Source organism: Cloacibacterium normanense (assembly GCF_002943105.1).
Lineage (GTDB): Bacteria > Bacteroidota > Bacteroidia > Flavobacteriales > Weeksellaceae > Cloacibacterium.
In genome coordinates, this window is the sequence record NZ_PTPZ01000007.1 from 62,367 (window position 1) to 83,239 (window position 20,873).

Annotated in this window: 18 protein-coding genes and 1 riboswitch; of the genes, 15 read left to right on the forward strand and 3 right to left on the reverse strand. The window is 33.1% G+C overall.

The genetic code is table 11. From position 1 onward, the window contains the following. Positions 1-13: 13 nt before the first annotated feature. The 9 genes from C3729_RS10785 (at position 14) to ribA (ending at position 7,319) form a co-directional block, all read left to right on the forward strand. Positions 14-1,465, forward strand: coding sequence for a lipopolysaccharide biosynthesis protein (locus C3729_RS10785; protein WP_104794224.1), 1,452 nt, complete (start codon positions 14-16; stop codon positions 1,463-1,465). Beyond that, complete coding sequence (gene dut, locus C3729_RS10790) at positions 1,462-1,902, forward strand: dUTP diphosphatase (protein WP_104794154.1); 441 nt, start codon at positions 1,462-1,464, stop codon at positions 1,900-1,902. Before C3729_RS10785 ends, dut begins: the two co-directional genes overlap by 4 nt. A 38-nt stretch (positions 1,903-1,940) precedes the next feature. Next, a complete protein-coding gene (locus C3729_RS10795; protein WP_104794155.1) occupies positions 1,941-2,966 on the forward strand; it encodes a sugar phosphate nucleotidyltransferase in 1,026 nt (341 codons plus the stop codon). Between the two features lie 104 nt (positions 2,967-3,070). After that, positions 3,071-3,865 carry a DUF4292 domain-containing protein gene (locus C3729_RS10800; RefSeq protein ID WP_104794156.1) on the forward strand — a complete coding sequence of 265 codons (795 nt, stop codon included), beginning with the start codon at positions 3,071-3,073 and terminating at the stop codon, positions 3,863-3,865. Next, complete coding sequence (locus C3729_RS10805; RefSeq protein WP_104794157.1) at positions 3,862-5,403, forward strand: murein hydrolase activator EnvC family protein; 1,542 nt, start codon at positions 3,862-3,864, stop codon at positions 5,401-5,403. Before C3729_RS10800 ends, C3729_RS10805 begins: the two co-directional genes overlap by 4 nt. A 31-nt stretch (positions 5,404-5,434) precedes the next feature. Further along, a complete protein-coding gene (locus C3729_RS10810) occupies positions 5,435-5,629 on the forward strand; it encodes a twin-arginine translocase TatA/TatE family subunit (protein WP_104794158.1) in 195 nt (64 codons plus the stop codon). Position 5,630: 1 nt separating this feature from the next. After that, positions 5,631-6,242, forward strand: a complete 612-nt coding sequence (locus C3729_RS10815) for a DUF4254 domain-containing protein (protein WP_104794159.1) — start codon at positions 5,631-5,633, stop codon at positions 6,240-6,242. 2 nt (positions 6,243-6,244) lie between these two features. Beyond that, a complete protein-coding gene (locus C3729_RS10820) occupies positions 6,245-6,697 on the forward strand; it encodes a hypothetical protein (protein WP_133159976.1) in 453 nt (150 codons plus the stop codon). A gap of 25 nt (positions 6,698-6,722) precedes the next feature. Then, a complete protein-coding gene (ribA, locus tag C3729_RS10825; RefSeq protein WP_104794161.1) occupies positions 6,723-7,319 on the forward strand; it encodes a GTP cyclohydrolase II in 597 nt (198 codons plus the stop codon). Positions 7,320-7,373: 54 nt separating this feature from the next. Here ribA and deoD read toward each other — a convergent pair whose 3' ends face one another. Beyond that, on the reverse strand, positions 7,374-8,081 hold the full coding sequence (gene deoD, locus C3729_RS10830) for a purine-nucleoside phosphorylase (RefSeq protein WP_104794162.1): 708 nt from the start codon (positions 8,079-8,081) through the stop codon (positions 7,374-7,376). A 153-nt stretch (positions 8,082-8,234) separates the two neighbouring features. Beyond that, positions 8,235-8,750 carry a hypothetical protein gene (locus C3729_RS10835; RefSeq protein ID WP_133159977.1) on the reverse strand — a complete coding sequence of 172 codons (516 nt, stop codon included), beginning with the start codon at positions 8,748-8,750 and terminating at the stop codon, positions 8,235-8,237. Positions 8,751-8,856: 106 nt separating this feature from the next. On the opposite strand from C3729_RS10835, the gene C3729_RS10840 reads away from it, so the two are divergent. From C3729_RS10840 to C3729_RS10855, 4 genes are all read left to right on the forward strand, one after another. Further along, a complete protein-coding gene (locus tag C3729_RS10840; protein WP_165785767.1) occupies positions 8,857-9,627 on the forward strand; it encodes an alpha/beta hydrolase family esterase in 771 nt (256 codons plus the stop codon). 126 nt (positions 9,628-9,753) lie between these two features. Beyond that, positions 9,754-11,439 (forward strand): glycoside hydrolase family 3 protein, encoded by a 1,686-nt coding sequence (locus tag C3729_RS10845; protein WP_104794165.1) that lies wholly within the window; start codon positions 9,754-9,756, stop codon positions 11,437-11,439. 297 nt (positions 11,440-11,736) lie between these two features. Continuing rightward, positions 11,737-12,876 (forward strand): N-acetyl-alpha-D-glucosaminyl L-malate synthase BshA, encoded by a 1,140-nt coding sequence (bshA, locus tag C3729_RS10850; protein WP_104794166.1) that lies wholly within the window; start codon positions 11,737-11,739, stop codon positions 12,874-12,876. A 66-nt stretch (positions 12,877-12,942) separates the two neighbouring features. Beyond that, positions 12,943-14,202 (forward strand): DUF2851 family protein, encoded by a 1,260-nt coding sequence (locus C3729_RS10855; RefSeq protein ID WP_104794167.1) that lies wholly within the window; start codon positions 12,943-12,945, stop codon positions 14,200-14,202. Here C3729_RS10855 and C3729_RS10860 read toward each other — a convergent pair. Continuing rightward, complete coding sequence (locus C3729_RS10860) at positions 14,199-16,811, reverse strand: MGH1-like glycoside hydrolase domain-containing protein (RefSeq protein ID WP_104794225.1); 2,613 nt, start codon at positions 16,809-16,811, stop codon at positions 14,199-14,201. The genes C3729_RS10855 and C3729_RS10860 overlap by 4 nt on opposite strands. A gap of 149 nt (positions 16,812-16,960) precedes the next feature. Further along, a riboswitch (SAM riboswitch) is annotated at positions 16,961-17,071 on the forward strand. Positions 17,072-17,132: 61 nt separating this feature from the next. Here C3729_RS10860 and C3729_RS10865 point away from each other — a divergent pair. Continuing rightward, entirely contained in the window at positions 17,133-18,143 is a 1,011-nt protein-coding gene (locus C3729_RS10865) for a homocysteine S-methyltransferase family protein (protein WP_104794168.1), read from the forward strand. Positions 18,144-18,214: 71 nt separating this feature from the next. Continuing rightward, a complete protein-coding gene (metH, locus tag C3729_RS10870) occupies positions 18,215-20,866 on the forward strand; it encodes a methionine synthase (RefSeq protein WP_104794169.1) in 2,652 nt (883 codons plus the stop codon). Positions 20,867-20,873: the final 7 nt, after the last annotated feature.

Genomic DNA, 20,873 nt, shown 5'->3' on the forward strand with positions numbered 1-20,873 from the left:
AAACGCTAAAAAATTGTATAAAAAACTATTCGGACAGACCGCCATTTATGGTTTAAGTTCAGTATTAGTAAGGATTTTTCCTTTTCTTATCGCTCCTATCGTTACAAGAGCATTTGGGCCAGCTGCATCTTCACCATTTGTAGATTGGTACTCTATTGCTGGAGTTATTACGGTTTTTTTAACGCACGGAATGGAAACTTCGTTTTTTCGATTTGCGCAAGAAGATGATATTGACAAAAAAACCTTAATCTCTACTACTGCACTTAGCATTCTTTCGGTTGGGTTCATTTACTTGATTTTAGGATATGTTTTCAGACAAGAATTAGCAAATGCTTTCGAAACGCCTGACCAAGTCAATTTTTTGGTCATTTTCTTATTCATTTTATCTTTTGATGCGTTTTCCACTATTCCTTCGGCTGTTTTAAGACTCGAAGGAAGGCCAATTCAATATATGCTTTCTAAAGTAATCGGTTCATTGGTTTACTTTTTTCTAGTGGTATTTTTCATCAAATGGTTGCCTAAATTTCCAGAGGGAATTCTTGGGTTAAAATACAATCCAGAAATTGGGGTAGGTTACGTTTTTATTGCTAATTTGGTTCAGAGTATTGTCACTTTAGCGATTGTAGGCAAAGAATTTGTGAATTTCAGCATCAAAAAATTTGATTTTCAACTTTGGAAAAGAATTATGAATTATTCTTGGCCAGTAATGATTGCCGGTTTGGCTGGAATTGTAAATCAAACCCTTGACAGACAATTTCTTAAATATTTACTTCCAGATAAAGAAGCGCGCCATCAGATTGGAGTTTATGGCGCTGTTTACAAAATCGCAACGTTTATTACAGTCTTTAGACAAGCCTATCAATTAGGCATTGAGCCCTATTTTTTCAGCAGTTTCAAAGATAAAAACAATCATAAAACCTATGCAGTTTTAATGGACGTTTTTGTAATTTGTAATTGCTTGATTTACATGGGATTGATGGTAAATCTTCAATGGATTTCTGAAAAATATTTGAGAAATCCGCTTTATTATGAAGGAATAGAAATCATTCCGATGGTGATGTTAGGTGCTTTATTTTTAGGGATTTACCTTAACCTTTCTATTTGGTACAAACTTTCAGACCAAACTAGAGTTGGTTTATATATTTCTATCATCGGAGCAGCAATTACCGTCCTTATTAACGTTCTTTTTATTCCAGAATATGGATATTGGGCAAGTGCGACTGCTGCATTAGTAACGTTTACGAGTATGATGGTAATTTCCTACATTTGGGGAAGAATAAAATATCCTATTCCTTATAACACTGGAAAAGTAATCCTTTATCTCGTCATTTCGGTTTCACTTTCTATGATTTCGTTTTACTATTTTAGAACTAATTATATAGTAGGAAACTTATTTTTAGCATTATTCATAGGTTTTGTAGCCTTTAAGGAACAAGCCATTATCAAAAGAATTTTAAAAAGATGACCATAAAAGTAATCAACAAATCAAAACACGCATTACCAAAATACCAAACTGCACTTTCTGCAGGAATGGATTTATATGCTAATACTTCTGAACCCATCACGCTGAAATCTTTAGAAAGAAGATTAATCAGCACAGGATTATTCATTTCATTACCAGAAGGTTACGAAGCACAAGTAAGACCTAGAAGTGGCATTGCTCTAAAAAAAGGAATTACGGTTCTGAATACTCCAGGAACAATAGATGCAGATTATCGTGGGGAAATTGGAGTAATTTTAGTAAATTTATCGACCGAAGAATTTACCATCAATGACGGCGATAGAATCGCTCAAATGGTGATTGCTAAACACGAAACCGCAACTTGGGAAGAAGTAGACACTTTAGAAGAAACAGAACGCGGAGAAGGTGGTTTTGGCAGTTCAGGAGTCGCAAAAAAATAACAATTAAAAACACAAATAATTTTAAACCAAATTAAACTATGAAAATTATAGTTCCAATGGCAGGACGTGGTTCTAGATTAAGACCACATACACTTACCGTTCCTAAACCATTAATTCCTATTGCAGGAAAACCCATTGTACAAAGATTAGTAGAAGATATAGCAAAAGTAGCTGGCGAAAATATAGATGAAATCGCCTTTATCATAGGAGATTTCGGGCCAGAAGTAGAACAATCTTTGATAGAAATTGCAGAAAAACTAGGAGCAAAAGGAAGCGTTTATACGCAAGACGAACCTCTAGGAACAGCTCACGCTATAAAATGTGCAGAACAATCAATGCAAGGAGACGTGGTAGTAGCATTTGCGGATACCCTTTTCCGTGCTGATTTTAAATTAGACACCAATTCTGATGGGGTAATTTGGGTAAAAAAAGTAGCTGATCCATCTGCTTTTGGTGTTGTAAAATTAGATGATTATGGTTTCATCACAGATTTTGTAGAAAAACCACAAACTTTCGTTTCAGACTTGGCTATTATTGGAATTTATTATTTCAAATCTGCAGAGAATCTAATGAATGAAATTAATTATATCATGGAGAATGATATAAAACAAGGTGGTGAATATCAGTTAACTACCGCTCTTGAAAATCTTCGTCAAAAAGGAGCTAAATTCTCTCTAGGGAAAGTAGATGATTGGATGGATTGTGGAAATAAAAATGCAACCGTAGAAACCAATGGTAAAATTCTTCAATACGAAAAAGAAGAATTTGCAAATTTCCCAGCATCTGCAGAAATAGAAAACAGCCTTATCATTCCGCCATGTTTTATCGGGGAAAATGTAAAAATTAAAAATTCTAAAATTGGGCCTTATGTCTCTTTAGGAAACGGAACTTGCGTAGAAAATTCTAATATCGAAAATTCTTTGATTCAAGAGAAAACAGTGATTAATCATGGTAATTTAAGCAACTCTATGATTGGAAGTCACGCACAGTACTTTGGCGTTTCTAGAGAAATTTCCTTAGGAGATTATTCGGTGCTAGATTTTTTATCAAAAGGAAATGATTAATATACTATAAATCAATAAATTAACCAAACCACACAAAACATTTTGTGTGGTTTGGCGTTAAAATTGTAATGTTCTTCCACAAGTAACATTTACAATCATAGAATATGAAAAATTATATACTTATCCTTATTTCATCATTAGCTTTATTATCTTGTAAAGCTAGAAAAACCGTAGAACAAAATCCAGCTCCTGCAGAAAATGTAAGTTCTAATAAAGCTTTTTTCGAAACAATTACTAAAAAAGATGCTTTTGAGAGTTTAAAAATCACTAGCAAAGTAAATGCGGAGACAGACAGATTTATCCCAACTATTGATGGAACATTTTACATAGAAAATGACCAAAAAATTTGGGCTAATTTCTCATTCCTTTTTATCTCTCAAGCAAGAGCCAATATTACACCTGCCGGAATCAAAGCCTACGAAAAGATAAATAAGACGTATATTGATTCTAATTTTGACTATATCAATAATCTTTTGAAAGTTAATTTCATAGATTACAGTGCTTTACAAAATTTACTTTTGGGTAAAACCTTTATTCCAGTAAACGAAAAAGATTATACATTTTCACAAAATGAAAACGGTTATTTGCTGAATTCTGCTAAAAACCAAATTATCACCGTAAATGGCAAAACCAGTGAATACAAAACTTCACTAGAATATTCTCCTGAATTGGCTTTGAAAAAGGTTTTTTTACAAGATATTAAGAACAACAATAGCCTAGAAGTGAGCTATAATGATTATGAAATTTTCGGTTCACAAAAACTCCCAAAAAGTGTTAAAATAATTATAAAAGCACAGAAAACAGACCAAATTTTAATAGAAAATACGAAATTTGAATTTTTGAAGATGGAAACTCCTTTTTCCATTCCTACTAATTATACAAAGACAGAAATTAAATGATGCATAAGAAACTGAGTTTATTATTAGGATTACTAGCCTTTAGCATTTTCTTTTCTCAACAAGGAAGAAAAGAACAACTGCAAAAACAAAATTCAGAGCTAAAAAAACAAATTGCTGCCATTAATGCTACTCTTGCAAAAGCGAGAGGAGAAGCAAAATTATCTCTTGCTTACCTTAATGATGTCAATAAAAAAATTGCGCTCCGAGAAAGAGTTTATAATAACACTCAGAAAGAGAAAAGATTCATAGAAGATGACATCTACCTCCGTCAGTTAGAAATCAATAAATTTAACCGTGAACTGAAAGTTCTTCGTAAAGAATATGCTGATATTCTTGTAAAAGCATATAAAAACAAAGGTGTTCAAAACAAAGTTACTTTCATTCTTTCTTCTAGAGATTTAGGGGAAGCATTGAGAAGAGTTCAATACATCAAGCAATACGGAGAATATCAAGATAAAAAAGCAGCTGAGATTAATCAAAAAGCTACTCAAATCAAAAAATCCATCGGTTTAAAGCAAAAATCTGTAAAAGAAAAGGAAAACCTTCTTAATAAACAAAAACAAGAACTCGCTGTAATTCAAGTAGAAAGAAAACAAAAAGAAGTACTTCTAGAAGAATTTAAGAAAAACGAGGCCAAACTGGTTGCAGAACTTAGAACCAAGCAAGCAGAAAATAAAAAGGTAGAAAATGCCATCAGAAATCTCATCAATGAAGAGATAAAAGCAGCTAATGCTAAAGCAGAAGCAGATAAAAAAGCAGAAGCAGAAAGAATAAGACTAGCAAAAATTGCCGCGGAAAAAGAAAAAGCAAAAATAGACGCTGAGAATAAAGCGAAAGCTGATGCTCTTGCTCTTGCGAAGAAAAAAGCGGAAGAAGAGGAAAGAAAAGCCACAAAACTTGCCCGTGAAAAAGCAGAAGCAGAAAGAGTTGCCAAAGAAAAGAATGATGCAGAAAAAATAGCAAAAGCAGAAAAAGAGAAAAAAGAGTCTGAAGAAAAAGCAAATGCAGCTAAAGCAAAAGCTGATGAAGCGAGAAACGCATCAAAAGCATTGGCAGATAAAACAGACAAAGAAAAAGCAGCTGTAGAAGAGAAAAAAATGAAAGACTTCGGAGTGGGAGCAATTACCGCAGGAAGTAACTTCGCAGCAAATAAAGGAAAAATGTCTTTCCCTGTTCCTTCTGGTCAAGTAACCGAAAGATTTGGTAGACAACCGCACCCAGTTTTCAAAGGAATTACTATTGAAAATAACGGAATAAAAGTGGTAGTTCCAAACGGAACGAGAGCAAGATGTGTATTCCCAGGTGTTGTGAGCAACATTTTGGTAAGTGGAGGCGCAAAAACTGTATTGGTTAAACATGGAGACTACTTCAGTATCTATGGAAACTTGGATAATGTAAACGTTGCCAAGAACCAACAAGTCTCTGCAGGAACCACCATTGGAAGTATAGGAACAGATTTTGATGGGAATTTTGCCCTCGATTTTCAAATTTGGAATGGAGCCAATCCAGTTAATCCATTAGATTGGGTTTCGTATTAAAAAATCCTTACATTTGTAAAAATTTTCAAAAATGATTTCACCAATTATTATACTATCACTTTCTTGGCAACATATGCTAATTGTTGCTGTAGTACTTTTATTACTTTTCGGAGGTAAGAAAATCCCTGAATTAATGAGAGGAGTTGGTAGCGGAATTAAAGAATTTAAAGACGCTGTAAAAGAAGACGAAAAAAAACCAGAAGATAAATCTCAAAACCCTTCTTAACATGTCTTTTACCGCACACGCTTGGAATATCTTCAACAAATCTGTTGAAGATTATCATTTACATGATAATGTAGACTTTCCTATCAATAATCCATTCGAAAATGGCAGTTTGGAACATCTTTTGTATACTAAGAATTGGATAGATACCGTACAATGGCATTTAGAAGATATCATTAGAGACGAAAATATTGATCCGGTAGAAGCACTACAATTGAAGAGAACAATTGATGCTTCTAACCAAAAAAGAACTGATTTGGTGGAATATATTGACAGTTATTTTTTTCAAAAATATCAAAATATCACGCCTAAATCAGACGCTAAAATCAATACAGAAACGGTAGCTTGGGCAATTGATAGATTTTCGATTCTTGTTTTGAAAGTGTATCACATGAACCAAGAAGCTACTAGAGAATCTGCTACAGAAGAACATAGAGCAAAGTGTACAGAAAAACTCAATGTACTTCTAGAACAGAAAGAAGATTTAAGCCAAGCGATTGATCAATTACTTTTAGATATAGAAAACGGCGATGTTAAGATGAAGGTATACAAACAAATGAAGATGTATAATGACGAAAGTCTTAACCCTATCCTTTATCAAAAATCTAATTCATAAAAATGAGAAATACAATAAATTTACTTTTCGCCTTGCTTCTATTGACTTCGTGCTCGGTAGAAAAAGTAAATTTATCTCCTTTGTCTAATAGTTTTTCGAGTTATTCTACCCAGACTAGTTTTTCTGAACAGACGTATAAATCTATGGAAAGGGTGAATTATCTCTCAGAAATCACCAATACGCTTACAGAATTTCCAGTTTTTAAAAATCAAAAACTCAATGCAGAAATTTATAAAATGAAACTGCATATTTCTGATTACATTTATTCTATCAAACAGAATAACAAAGCGGAGCAAACTAAGGCTTATAACAACTATACCAATTCTTATAAAACTATTCAGACCTTAAAAACAAGTCTTCCAAAAGACGATTTAGAATTACTGAATAGATATTTGGCTAAAATCAAAACAAACATTAGTCTTATAGATTCTTTCGATAGTACAGAATCTAAGTAAATCTTATCTTTACATAAAAAATTAGATGATAACATTACAGGCAGAATCATTAGTTCCTACCGATTTTGGAAACTTTAGAGTAATGGCTTTTTCGGATAGTGAAAAAGACTGGATGCCTCATATTGCTTTGGTTGCAGAAAACACAGATTTTTCTAAACCTCTCAATGTTCGTTTTCACTCAGAATGTATTACTGGAGAAGTTTTCCATTCTAAAAAATGTGAATGCGGTCAGCAGTTAGATGCAGCCATGAAATACATTCAAGAAAACGGAGGCATCATCGTTTATCTTCGTCAAGAAGGTAGAAACATTGGCATTATCAATAAGCTTAAAGCTTACGCATTACAAGAAAAAGGATTAGATACCGTTCAAGCGAATCTTCAATTAGGTCTTCCTGCAGATGATAGAGATTTTAATGTAGCGATTGAAATTTTAAAATTATTAGACGTAAAAGAAATCAATCTTTTGACGAATAATCCTGATAAAATTAAATTCGTAGAAAACAGCGAAATTCATCTCAACAAAAGAATTCCACTTCAGATGGAAGCCAATGAAAACAGCAAAGAATATCTGAAAACTAAAAAAGAATATTTCGGACATCTTCTAGATGACGAAACAGAATAATAAAAAACGCTTCGAGAATTTCGAAGCGTTTTTTTAGTATCTATTTGAAATTATTTAAAGTTTAATTCCACTTTCTAGAGCCAGAGTCATCATGGTTCTAAGAGCAGTTTCTCTTTGGTCAGCAGAAATTTCTTCACCTGTTGGAATAATATCTGAAACTGTCAAAATCGTTGCTGCATTTTTCCCTAAATGTTTTGCATTAGCAAAAAGTGCGAAAGCTTCCATTTCTACTGCTGGACAATTATATTTCTCTGCAATGGCAGGAATTCCTGGTGTTTTTCTGTAGAAAACATCACTGGTGTGAATATTTGCCGCTTTAGTTTCAAGCGCTAATTCTTTAGCCGTTTCATTAATTACGTCAAAAGCTTTTCCTTGGTGATACATGATTTCTTCATCCATTTCCCAAGCAAATTTAGCATAAGTAGATTCACTTGCAGCTCCATCTACATTAATAAGGTCAAAAACATTAAGATCTGTAGTATAACCACCACAAGTCCCAATTCTGATAATGGTATCTACATCATATTCTGTAAATAATTCGTAAGAATAAATCCCAATACTTGGCACTCCCATTCCACTCGCTCCTACAGAAATTTCTTTTCCTTTATACAAACCTGTAAAATAAAAAATATTTCTGGTCTTGCTTACCAATTTTACATCTTCTAGAAAATTATCTGCTATGTATTTAGCTCTTAAAGGATCTCCTGGCTGCAATACCGTTTTTGCAATTTCGCCTTTTTTGGCACTGATGTGAACACTCATAATTTTAATTTTAAAAGGACAACAAAGGTAAGAACTTTTTATGGGAAAAAAATCTGATTTTTATTACCCAACAAAAAATCCCAGCAATTCATTTTGCTAGGATTTCTTTTTTGTGAAAAATTAATATATGGATGGTTTTGAATGATTTAGTGATTATTTAGGTTCTTTTAAGTTAAAATATTTCACTACTGCATTATAATCCTCGTAATTTACTTGAGCAGCAGTTCTATTTGCTCTAGAAGCTGGAACCAATACAATTCTAAACGTTTGATTGTTGAGATAAGTCGCTCTTTCTGTACTCGTCATGGTAGATTGGTCAAAATTAGCTTCTGTTCTTACTTGAACTCTTTTTGTATCAAAAATAAAGTTGTAATCTAATTCTCTGTTATCGCTCAAGTAAAAAGTTTTAGGTAAAAGTTGCCAAATTGCACTTGCTGAGCTGTTAGAATTGATATTCCTATACACCAAAACTACATCAGAAGAAGGAATATCAATCGCTTGATCCAAAGCATAATTATTAGTAGAACTAAAAGTTCCCGTTACATCCTTCATCATAGGATATGTATCATTATCTTGAATATCTCTATCTACTACTTCATTCATTTCGCAGCTCAACATCAATAATCCTCCGAAAATCGTAAGAACCATTAAAGTAAAATATTTTTTCATATCAGTAATTATTTGTTGGTTAATGGTTTTTACATTCCAAGTTGCGTGCCAAAATAAATTTTTAACTTTATTGTTTAATTTTCATCAAAGAATCAAAGCTTTTAAAATGAAAAACACAATCATCGTTTTCTTATTGATTTTCAGCATAAAACTATTCGCTCAAACTGAAAAATTTTATCAAATTAATGGCGTAGAAAGAAAAGCACTTTTTTTTGAGCCCAAAATAAATTCAGAAAAAATTCCAGTGGTTTTTGTTTTTCACGGTCATGGTGGAAATGCGAAACACGTCAGTAGAAATCTTAATTTTCATCAAAATTTCCCCGAAGCGTTAGTCATTTATATGCAAGGAATTCCCGGAGTTACCAATTCTATTGTAGACAAAGAAGGAAAATATAACGGTTGGCAAATGAATCCAGACGAATTACAAAACCGAGATGTAAAGTTTTTTGATGAAGTTTTTTCTCAAATTTCTAAAAATTACAACCTTGATTTCGATAGAATTTATGCAGTTGGTCATTCTAATGGTTCTAGATTTGTAAATGTTTTATGGAAAATGCGACCAGAAAAATTTGCCGCATTCGTTACTGTTGCTGGTCCTGGTGGAAATTGGCTAAAATATGCACCACAAAAATCCGTTTGGATAAGTTTTGGAAAAAATGATAAAATTGTGCCTTATAAAATTCATAAATTTTCTTCCAAGCAATATCTAAAATTTTTTGAAGCCAATGAAAATACAGCACAAACAGAAGGCGAAATTACAATTTATCAAACTTCTGAAAACAAAGAAATTATCATAGAAGACCGAAATGCAGGACACGAATTTCCACAAAATTCTATTCCCAAAATGGTAGAATTCTTGAAACGAAATCACAGATAATTGATTCAAAAAAGGCTTAATTCTAAGCTAATTCTTAACTTTTAATGATTTAAAATTTTAGAAATACATTATTTCTATAGCAATCACAAAAATATGTTTGTATTTTTGTTGGATAACATTGCTTTTATGAAATTCATCAAAAATATATTCACTTATTTATTCATTTTAATTTTCGCGAATCTTTCGGCTCAATATTTCCCCAAAAACGCTCCGAAAAATTTAGAGCAAAAAGCCGAAAAATATGCTGATTCTCTGTATCAACAATTGTCTTTAGACGAAAAAATCGGGCAATTATACATTGTAGCTTTGTACAATAATCGTGGAGAAGAAGAAGTTCAGAAAATTAGAAATTTGGTAGAAAAAGAAAAAATTGGTGGATTGATTCTCATGCAAGACAACGCCGAAAAACACATCCAATTACTGAATGAATTTCAAGGGAAATCTAGAGTAAAAATGATGATTGGCATTGATGGAGAATGGGGATTGTTCCAAAGATTTCCAGCCGCACATAAATTTCCTTGGGCTATGACTTTGGGCGCTATTCAAGACAATTCTCTCATCTATGAAATGACCTCTAAAATTGCAGAAGATTGTAAAAGAATGAGCATTTATTGGGATTTCGCGCCAGTTGTAGATGTGAATACCAATCCTGCAAATCCTATTATTGGCAACAGAAGTTTCGGTTCAGACATCAATAATGTGATTGCGAAAGGTTTGGCTTATGCACAAGGTTTGCAAGACAATGGCGTTCTCGCTTCTATGAAACATTTCCCTGGTCATGGCGATACAGATACAGATTCTCATTTAGATTTACCAGTGGTTTCGCACAATTTGGAGCGACTCAATTCTGTAGAATTAGCTCCTTTCAAAGCACTTTTGGATAAAAAAATTGGCGGAGTTATGGTGGCGCATTTATATGTTCCAACTTTAGAAAAACAATCGGGAATTCCTGCTTCTGTTTCTTATGAATTGATTACGAATTTGCTCAAAAAATCTTATCAATACAATGGTTTAATTATTACTGATGCTTTGAATATGAATGCAGTAGCGAAGAAATTTCCTGCAGGTGAATTAGATTTGAGGGCTTTCAAAGCGGGAAATGACATTATGCTTTTTTCCCAAGACGTTCCAAACGGAAAAGCTTTGATAAAATCAGCTTTAGAAAAAGGTGAAATTTCTGAAAACCGCCTCGCGGAAAGTGTAAAGAAAATTTTGAGAACCAAATATTTATTAGGACTTCAAAATTTAAAATCCATAAATTCTGAAAATATTAATGAAGATTTAAACAACGCTTCTCACGCCGAACTTTCAGAAAAATTATATTCCAACGCAATAACTTTGTTGAAAGACGAGAAAAATCTTTTGCCTTTAAGTTGCAGCGAAATCTATTATTATCTTCCTTTGGAAGAAGCGCCGTTTCAGAATTTTGTAGAAAATTTAAATTTAGGAACTACAGTAAAAATCATTTCAAAAAATGAAATTGCTCAAATTCCTGAAAATTCTACGGTGATTGTTGGTTTTCACAAAGACAATTCTACGGCTTACAAACCGTACAAAATTTCACAGGAAAGTAAAGACATTTTAGCAGAATTAAGCAAAAAACAAAATGTGATTTTAGATGTTTTTGGTTCGCCTTACGCTTTGAAAGATATTGATATCACTAAAATTTCTACGGTTTTGGTAAGTTATGAAAACAATGATTTGTCTATGAAAGCGTCTGCAAAAGCGGTTTTAGGAAAAACAAAAATTTCTGGAAAGTTACCAGTGATTGTTAATGAAAATTTAAAAGCAGGAAGCGGAATTGAGAAATAAAAAAAATTTAACCGCAAAAGCGCTTTTAGGAAAAACAAAAATTTCTGGAAAGTTACCAGTGATTGTCAATGAAAATTTGAAAGCAGGAAGTGGAATTGAGAAATAAAAAAAATTTAACCGTAAAAGCATCAAAAGAAATGATTGAAAACAAGTATTACAAAAGTAAAAAAAGAAAAACCGATCCTTTTTTTACTTTTTATTAACTCAAATATTTATATTGCTTTTGTTCCTTTTGTGGTTAAAAAAATATAATAAATTTAAAACAGAAACGGAAAACTTCGTTTCACAAAAAATAAAATGAAAATAGGAATCCTTTGTTATCCAACATACGGTGGTAGCGGAATCGTAGCCACAGAACTCGGAATGTCTCTTGCCAAAAAAGGTTATGAAGTGCACTTTATTTCTTCAGAATTGCCTGCAAGATTAGACATGACAGACCCAAACATTTTCTTCCACAAAGTAAATGTACAAACCTATCCTTTATTCAAACATCAACCGTTTGATATTGCACTTTCTTCCACGATTTATCAAGTGGTGAAATTGTACAAATTAGATATTTTGCACGCGCATTACGCCATTCCTTATGCTTATGCTGCTTTTTTCGCCAAGCAAATGCTAAAAGAAGAAAAAGCTGATATTCCGTTAGTTACAACACTTCACGGAACAGACATCACTTTGGTTGGTCAACACCCGAGTTACAAACATGCAGTAGAATTTTCCATCAACCAATCAGATAAAATTACTACGGTTTCTGAAAGTTTGAAAAGTGATACTTTGAAATTTTTTAAAATCACCAAAGAGATTGAAGTCATCACCAATTTCATCGACAATACAGAATTTGAAGATTTAAAAACTTGCCAAAGAAATCATTTCGCCAATGAAGATGAAAAAATTCTAATTCACGTTTCCAATCTTCGTCCTGTGAAGAGAATTAAAGACGTTTTAGAAATTTTCAACAAAGTTGAAAAATCGGTAAAATCTAAATTATTGATTTTGGGAGACGGTCCAGATGTAGAAGTCATCAATGAATTTATCAATGAAAATCCGCACCTCATCAATAAAATTAAACTCCTAGGAAAAGTAGATAATTTATATCAAATTCTGAAGTTTGCAGACGTGTTTTTATTGCCTTCAGAACAAGAAAGTTTCGGTTTGGCAGCATTAGAAGCAATGGCAGCAGAAACGCCAGTAATTTCGAGTAATGCAGGTGGAATACCAGAGGTAAACATTCAGGGAGAAACCGGATTTTTAGCAGAAGTAGGAAATGTAGAAGCTATGGCAAGTTATGCGATAAAATTGCTTTCAGACGATAAACTTCTCGCAGAAATTAAGAAAAAAACCAAAGCAAGAGCATTAGAATTTGACTTAGTTAATATTCTTCCGATTTATGAAAAAATGTATGAAGAAACGCTAGAAGAATTTCATAAAATGGCTTAACAATCATTCTCGTAGATTCTACAAAAAGTAAATCTGCGGGAAATAAAACTAAAAAACTAACCAACCATGAACGAAAATTTACTCCAATATCTTTGGAAGTATAAGGTCTTTTCCAAATTTGACTTCAAAGATACCAATGGAAACCCAATCGAAATTCTAGATTTTGGAACTTTGAACACCAATTCAGGACCAGATTTTTCTTTGGCAAAAATTAAAACGAAAAACATCGTTTTAGCAGGAAACATAGAAATTCATGTGAAATCTTCGGATTGGTATTTTCACAATCATGACCTTCAAAAAGATTATCAATCGGTTATTCTGCATGTTGTTTATTTTAATGACAAAGATGTTTCTGAACTGAAAGAAGCCGGAATTCCTACTTTAGAGCTGAAAGCGTATATTAATGAGGAAATTCTTGCAAAATATCAAACTTTAGAAAATCAATATCAGTTCATTCCGTGTGAAAGCATCTTTGATGCTTCTAAAGTTCCATTTCTTTTTTCAGAAGAGACTTTACTCAAAAAACTAGACGAAAAATCTATAGAAATTGAGCAACTTTTAGCTCAATCAAAGAACAATTACGAAGCCGTCTTATTTCAAAAAGTAGCGTATAGTTTTGGTCTAAAAGTAAATGCAGAAATTTATCAAAATATTGCAGAAAACATTGATTTCAAAATCATTCAGAAGATTTCTCAAAATCAATTTCAGTTAGAAAGTTTACTTTTTGGGAAAGGAAATTTATTAGAAAAAGAAACCGAAACAAATCAAAAATGGAAGAGAGAATTTGAATTTCTGAAAACTAAATTTAAAATTTCAGGACAAACTTTTCCAGTAAAATTTATGCGGTTAATGCCACCTTCTTTTCCTACGATTCGGCTTTCTCAGTTGGCGATGCTGTATCATCTTCAACCCAATTTATTTTCTAAAATTTTAAAGGCTAAAAATATTCAAGAATTAAAATCACTTTTCGAAAAAGTAAAAACTTCAGAATTTTGGCAAAATCACTACACGTTCGAAAAAACTTCCGAAGAAAAAATAGAGAAAAAATTGTCTGACGATTTTATAGAAATTCTTCTCATCAATGCAGTTTTGCCTATTATTTACACGTATTTTAAAAATATAAATCCCGAAAAAACTGACCAAGTTTTAGAATTTTACAAAAATTTAAGCCCTGAAAAAAATTCTATCATCTCTTCATGGAAAAAACTGAACGTAAAATTTAGTTCAGCATTAGAAACCCAAGCGTTTTTGTATCATCATAAACATTTATGTTCATACAAAAACTGCTTGAATTGTAGTATTAGCTTGAAAATTTTAAAGGATTAATTTTTCAATTTAGGGTGTATTAATTTGGCAACGGTAGAAGTCCAGCCAGTTTGGTGAGAAGCGCCTACTCCACGACCATTGTCTCCATGAAAATATTCGTAGAACATCACGTAATTTTTGAAATGTTCATCATGGTTTAATTTATCTATATTCCCATTAAAAGCAAGATTTCCGTCTTTGTCTGGTAAGAAAATATTGCACAATCTTTGACTCAAATGATCTGCTACATAATTTAGATTCTGATAATTCCCACTTCCCGTAGGAAGCTCTACTTTCAAACTCTCGTCGTAATAAAAATAAAATCGCTGAAGACTTTCTACAATTAAAAAATTAATCGGGAACCAAATCGGGCCTCTCCAATTGCTGTTTCCGCCGAACATACGGCTATCACTTTCGGCAGGCGTATAATGCACAACGTGATTGATGCCATTAATTTCTAACTGAAACGGATTTTTTTCATAGACTTTTGACATTGAACGAATTCCAAATTCACTTAAAAATTCTTTTTCGTCTAACATTCTATTCAGAATTTTGGTCAATCTCGTTTTTCTTAAAATACTCATGAGATGTTTTCTGCCTTTTCCTTCTACATCCCAATGCGAAACCAATTTGGCTAGTTCGGGTTTATTTTTTAGAATCCAGTCCATTCTTTCGGTAAAATTAGGCAGTTTTTGAAGCATTTCGTGTTCTATCACTTCTACTGCAAACATTGGAATGAGACCTACAATACTTCTTAATTTTAAAGAAATTCCCGTTCCGTCGTTAAGTTGTAAAACGTCATAGAAAAATCCGTCTTCTTCGTTCCAAAGTCCATTTTTTCCTTCGCCAAGATTTTCCATGGCTTCTGCAATGTAGAGATAATGCTCGAAAAATTTAATCGCCATATCTTCATAAACTGGATTATACAATGCCAATTCCATAGAAATTCTCATCATATTCAGGGCAAACATCGCCATCCAAGAAGTTCCATCAGCTTGTTCTAGGTATTCCCCGTTTTTGAACTGCATATTTCGGTCAAAAGCACCAATGTTATCCAATCCAAGAAATCCTCCTCCAAAAACATTTTTCCCATTCTTATCTTTTCGGTTTACCCACCACGTAAAATTGAGCAACAATTTCTGAAAAACGCTTTCTAAGAAATGAATATCTGGTTTTCCATTGATTTTTTCATCGATTTTAAAAACTCTAAAAGTGCTCCATGCGTGAACTGGCGGATTGACATCTGAAAAATCCCATTCATACGCTGGAAGCTGACCGTTAGGATGCATGTACCATTCTTTGGTCAATAACTGCAATTGATTTTTGGCAAAATCTGGGTCTAAAATACTAAAACTCACACAGTGAAAGGCTAAATCCCACGTTGCAAACCACGGATATTCCCATTTATCTGGCATAGAAATAATGTCCTTGCAATTCATGTGTTTCCATTCTACATTTCTTACATGATGCTCAAAATTCCTTTCCACAGGGAAATTTGGGTCTCCATTTAACCATTTTCCAACTTTATAATGATAAAATTGTTTATTCCAAAGCAATCCTGCAAAAGCTTGTCGCTGCACATTTTTTTCATCTTCGCAGTTAAAATCTTTTTGAATTTCGTCATAAAATTCATCAGATTCTTTTTTTCTTACTTCAAAAACCTCATCAAAATCAAAAAAAGCGTTCTCCATTTTATGAGGAGACATTCTGAAATCAAAAGTTTTAGTTTCTCCACCTTCTAATTCCGTATCGATTACAAAAGCAGCTTTAGTTCCGAACTTTTTAGGATTTACCGTGTTTTTATGATGAACGATATGATGGTTAATTCCATCTTTAAAGTATTTATTTTCAGATTTTTTTCCGAATAATTTTTCGGTATTGGTTTCATTTTCACAGAAAAGAATTTTCACGGATTTGTCACGAGAATAAAGTTTTTTCATTCCCAAACTCTCATGTTCTATTTCTATTTGACCACGATGGCGCGTTGTAAAATTAGGTTTATAAGAATTATAACCCCAACTCCAATTATTTCTGTACCAAAGTGTGGGCAAAATCACCAAAGGTGCTTTTTCTGTATTTCGGTTGGTGACGGTAACTCTGATTAAAATATCATCATGGTGAATTTTGGCATATTCTATAAAAATATCAAAATATTCATTTTGGTCAAAAATTCCCGTATCTATAATTTCATATTCTGTTTCCTTATTGCTTCGTTCTGCATTTGTCTTGATTAAATCTTCGTAAGGAAAGGCATTTTGCGGATATTTGTACACCATTTTCATGTAAGAATGAGTAGGCGTATTGTCTAAATAATAGAAAATTTCTTTAATGTCTTCACCATGATTTCCTTGATGGTTGCTCAATCCAAAGAAACGCTCTTTAACCATTTTATCTTTCTTGTTCCAAAAAGAAAAAGCGAAGCACAAACATTGCTTGTCATCAGAAATTCCCGCGATTCCTTCTTCTGCCCACCTGTAAGTTCTGCTTTCTGCATCATCATGACCAGTAGCTCCCCAAGTATTTCCATCAAAGGAATAATCTTCTCTTACGTTTCCCCACTGTCTATTGCTTACATAAGGTCCCCAAGTTCTGTAATTTATATCTTGTAATCGTTGTTTTTCAGCATTCATAACCATTATTTTTTAATATAACATGATGCGAAGGTAGAAAAAAATAAAAACTATGAAATTTCATTTATATTAATTTTTTCAATGACAATTTCTTATTGTGAAAAAAATGATATAGCTTTGCAAAAGATTTGTTCTTTCATATAATCGAAATGTTATCAAGAAAGGTGGAGAGATTAGACTCTGTGAAACCTTGGCAACCTATCGCGTTTCGAAAACGAGAAAAGGTGCTACATTCTACTCATTTTTGGGATAGATAACACATAAAAACAGTTGATTCCCTCAACTTTTCTTATAGCATTTCATTTTTTTAATCACATTGAAATGCAAAATAGCGACATACTTTATCAAAATTTACAGCAAAGAATCCTTGTTCTAGACGGAGCTATGGGAACTATGCTTCAGCGATATCAGTTTACGGAAGAAGACTATCGTGGCGAGAGATTTAAAAACTGGGAATCTCCATTGAAGGGAAATAATGATTTACTTTCTCTTACTCAGCCTCATGCTATTGAAGCGGTACACAAAAAATATTTAGAAGCTGGTGCAGACATCATCGAAACCAATACTTTTTCTGCGACTACCATTGCAATGGCAGATTACCACATGGAAGATTTGGTGTATGAACTGAATTATGAATCCGCAAAAATTGCAAGAAAAGTTTGTGATGAATTCACGGCTTTAACTCCAGAAAAACCAAGATTTGTAGCAGGTTCTATTGGCCCTACTAATAAAACTGCATCTCTTTCTCCGGATGTAAATGACCCTGGTTATAGAGCCATTACTTTTGATGAGTTAAGAATTGCTTACAAACAACAAGCAGAAGCACTTTTAGATGGCGGTTCTGATATTCTTTTGGTAGAAACCATTTTTGATACTTTGAATGCTAAAGCTGCACTTTTTGCCATAGATCAAATTCAGGAAGAAAGAAAAATTCAGATTCCAATTATGGTTTCTGGAACCATCACAGACGCGTCTGGAAGAACTTTAAGTGGACAAACAGCTGAAGCTTTCTTGGTTTCTATTTCTCATCTTAATTTATTGAGCGTTGGGTTTAACTGTGCTCTAGGTGCGAAACAATTAACGCCTTATTTAGAAACCATTTCTAATAATTCTGAATTTTACATTTCTGCTTATCCAAACGCTGGTTTACCGAATGCTTTCGGGCAATATGATGAATCTCCAGAATTTATGGCAGAACAAATCCGTGAATACGCAGAAAAAGGATTGGTAAATATCGTTGGTGGTTGTTGCGGAACAACTCCTGACCACATTGCTGCAATCGCAAAAATCGTGAAAAATTATCAACCAAGAAAAGTTGATGTGATGATTTGATGATGAGTTAATGTGATGCTTTTCACAAGCATTATCTTATTTTCAAATTAACTAATTATCTCATTTATAATATGAAATATTTAAAACTTTCGGGTCTAGAACCTTTAATTATAACTCCAGAATCCAATTTTATCAATATTGGAGAAAGAACCAATGTAGCAGGTTCTAAGAAATTTCTCCGATTGATTAAAGAAGAAAAATTTTCTGAAGCTCTAGATATTGCTCGTCATCAAGTGGAAGGTGGCGCACAGATTTTAGACATTTGTTTTGATGATGGACTTTTAGACGGAAAATATTGCATGGTTAAATTCTTAAATTTAATCGCCTCAGAACCTGACATTTCCAGAATTCCAATGATGATAGATTCTTCAAAATGGGAAATTTTAGAAGCTGGTTTGCAAGTGGTTCAAGGGAAATGTGTAGTAAATTCCATCAGTTTAAAAGGTGGTGAAGAAGAATTTATTCGTCAAGCCAAAGCCATCAAAAGATATGGTGCTGCAGTAGTTGTAATGGCTTTTGATGAAAATGGACAAGCTGATAATTACGAGCGCAGAATTGAAATCTGTAAAAGAAGTTACCAAATCCTCACAGAAATTGTAAAATTTCCTGCCGAAGATATTATTTTCGATCTCAATATTTTCCCTGTTGCAACAGGTATGGAAGAACACCGTAGAAATGCTCTAGATTTTATAGAAGCAACAAAATGGGTTCGAGAAAACTTGCCTTACGTTTCGGTTTCTGGTGGTGTTTCTAATGTTTCTTTTTCATTTAGAGGAAATGATTCGGTAAGAGAAGCAATGCATTCGGTTTTCTTGTATCACGCTATCAAAAATGGAATGAATATGGGAATCGTAAATCCTACAATGCTAGAAGTTTATGATGAAATTCCGAAAGATTTATTAGAATTGGTGGAAGATGTAATGCTAGACAGAAGAGATGACGCTACGGAAAGATTATTGGATTATTCTGAAAAACATAAATCGGTAAAAAAAGAAATTGTAGAAAATCTAGAATGGAGAAATCTGCCTTTGCAAGAGAGAATTACGCATTCTTTGGTAAAAGGAATTGATAGATTTATTGAAGAAGATGTAGAAGAAGCTCGAAAAGTATCTGCAAAACCTCTAGATGTGATTGAAGGAAATTTAATGACAGGAATGGGTGTAGTTGGTGATTTATTTGGCAGCGGGAAAATGTTTTTACCACAGGTAGTAAAATCTGCGAGAGTAATGAAAAAAGCCGTGGCTTATCTTCAACCTTTCATTGAAGCTGAAAAAGATTCTGCTCAAAAAGCCAATGGAAAAGTATTGATGGCGACTGTAAAAGGTGATGTTCACGATATTGGAAAAAATATCGTGAGCGTAGTTTTGGGTTGTAATAATTACGAAATTGTAGATTTAGGAGTGATGGTTCCTGCCGAAAAAATTATTCAAACTGCGATTGATGAAAAAGTAGATGTCATTGGTTTGAGTGGTTTAATTACGCCAAGTTTAGACGAAATGGTGCACATTGCCAATGAATTAGAACGCAGAAATTTAGATTTCCCTTTGATGATTGGTGGTGCCACAACTTCTAAAGCGCATACTGCAGTAAAAATTGACCCGAAATATAAAAATGCGGTAATTCACGTGAATGACGCTTCCAGAGCGGTTGGAGTAGTGAGTTCTTTGTTAAGCAATAGAAATGCAGAATATGTTTCGGATTTGAAAACCGATTATGCCGATTTCCGTGAGAAATTTTTGAATAGACAAGTTGATAAAGAATATATTTCGATTGAAGAAGCGAGAAATCAGAAATTCAAAATCGATTGGGAAAACGAGACCATCTCTGAACCTAAAAATTTAGGTATTCAATTGATTGAAAATCAAGATTTAGAAGAACTAATACCTTTTATTGATTGGAGTCCGTTTTTCAGAAGTTGGGATTTATTTGGAAAGTATCCTCAGATTTTAGAAGACGAAATTGTAGGAGAACACGCAAAAGAACTTTTTGCAGATGCTCAAAAAATGTTGAAGAAAATCGTGGATGAAAAATTATTAACTGCAAAAGCAATTTTCGGAATTTTTCCTGCCAATTCTAATGAGCAAGACGATATTGAACTGAAAAATGGTGAGGAAACATTCACATTTAGAACGCTTCGTCAACAACATAAAAAATCTGATGGCAAAGAATATTTGGCTTTGAGTGATTTTATCGCTCCAAAAGATTCTGGGAAACAAGATTACATCGGTGCTTTTGCGGTGACTACAGGTTTTGGAACGGATGAATTGGCTCAAAAATATGAAGCAGAACATGATGATTACAATGCGATTATGGTAAAAGCAATTGCTGATAGATTGGCGGAAGCTTTTGCGGAATATTTACACAAAAAAGTAAGAACTGAAATTTGGGGTTATTCTAGTGATGAACATCTAGAAAATGAAGATTTAATTTCCGAAAAATATGTAGGAATTCGTCCTGCTCCTGGTTATCCTGCTTGTCCAGACCATTTAGAAAAAACCACGATTTGGGAAGTATTGAAAGTGAAGGAAAACATAGGATTAGAATTGACAGAAAGTTTGGCAATGTTCCCTACAGCCTCTGTTTCTGGATATTATTTTGCAAACCCAAAATCGAAGTATTTCGGAGTAGGAAAAATTACAGAAGACCAGCTGAAAGATTACGCCGAAAGAAAAAATATAGATTTAGAATTCGCGAGAAAATGGTTGAGCCCGAATTTAGCTTAAAATTTAA

Coding starts and splice junctions, on each gene's coding strand:
- C3729_RS10835 (WP_133159977.1), bottom strand. CDS start 8,750: ATGAAAAAATATTTTACTTTAATGGTTCTTACGATTTTCGGAGGATTA.
- deoD (WP_104794162.1), bottom strand. CDS start 8,081: ATGAGTGTTCACATCAGTGCCAAAAAAGGCGAAATTGCAAAAACGGTA.
- C3729_RS10820 (WP_133159976.1), top strand. CDS start 6,245: ATGAGAAATACAATAAATTTACTTTTCGCCTTGCTTCTATTGACTTCG.
- bshA (WP_104794166.1), top strand. CDS start 11,737: ATGAAAATAGGAATCCTTTGTTATCCAACATACGGTGGTAGCGGAATC.
- C3729_RS10795 (WP_104794155.1), top strand. CDS start 1,941: ATGAAAATTATAGTTCCAATGGCAGGACGTGGTTCTAGATTAAGACCA.
- C3729_RS10840 (WP_165785767.1), top strand. CDS start 8,857: ATGAAAAACACAATCATCGTTTTCTTATTGATTTTCAGCATAAAACTA.
- C3729_RS10845 (WP_104794165.1), top strand. CDS start 9,754: ATGAAATTCATCAAAAATATATTCACTTATTTATTCATTTTAATTTTC.
- metH (WP_104794169.1), top strand. CDS start 18,215: ATGAAATATTTAAAACTTTCGGGTCTAGAACCTTTAATTATAACTCCA.
- C3729_RS10855 (WP_104794167.1), top strand. CDS start 12,943: ATGAACGAAAATTTACTCCAATATCTTTGGAAGTATAAGGTCTTTTCC.
- C3729_RS10865 (WP_104794168.1), top strand. CDS start 17,133: ATGCAAAATAGCGACATACTTTATCAAAATTTACAGCAAAGAATCCTT.
- C3729_RS10800 (WP_104794156.1), top strand. CDS start 3,071: ATGAAAAATTATATACTTATCCTTATTTCATCATTAGCTTTATTATCT.
- dut (WP_104794154.1), top strand. CDS start 1,462: ATGACCATAAAAGTAATCAACAAATCAAAACACGCATTACCAAAATAC.
- C3729_RS10805 (WP_104794157.1), top strand. CDS start 3,862: ATGATGCATAAGAAACTGAGTTTATTATTAGGATTACTAGCCTTTAGC.
- C3729_RS10810 (WP_104794158.1), top strand. CDS start 5,435: ATGATTTCACCAATTATTATACTATCACTTTCTTGGCAACATATGCTA.
- C3729_RS10815 (WP_104794159.1), top strand. CDS start 5,631: ATGTCTTTTACCGCACACGCTTGGAATATCTTCAACAAATCTGTTGAA.
- C3729_RS10860 (WP_104794225.1), bottom strand. CDS start 16,811: ATGAATGCTGAAAAACAACGATTACAAGATATAAATTACAGAACTTGG.
- ribA (WP_104794161.1), top strand. CDS start 6,723: ATGATAACATTACAGGCAGAATCATTAGTTCCTACCGATTTTGGAAAC.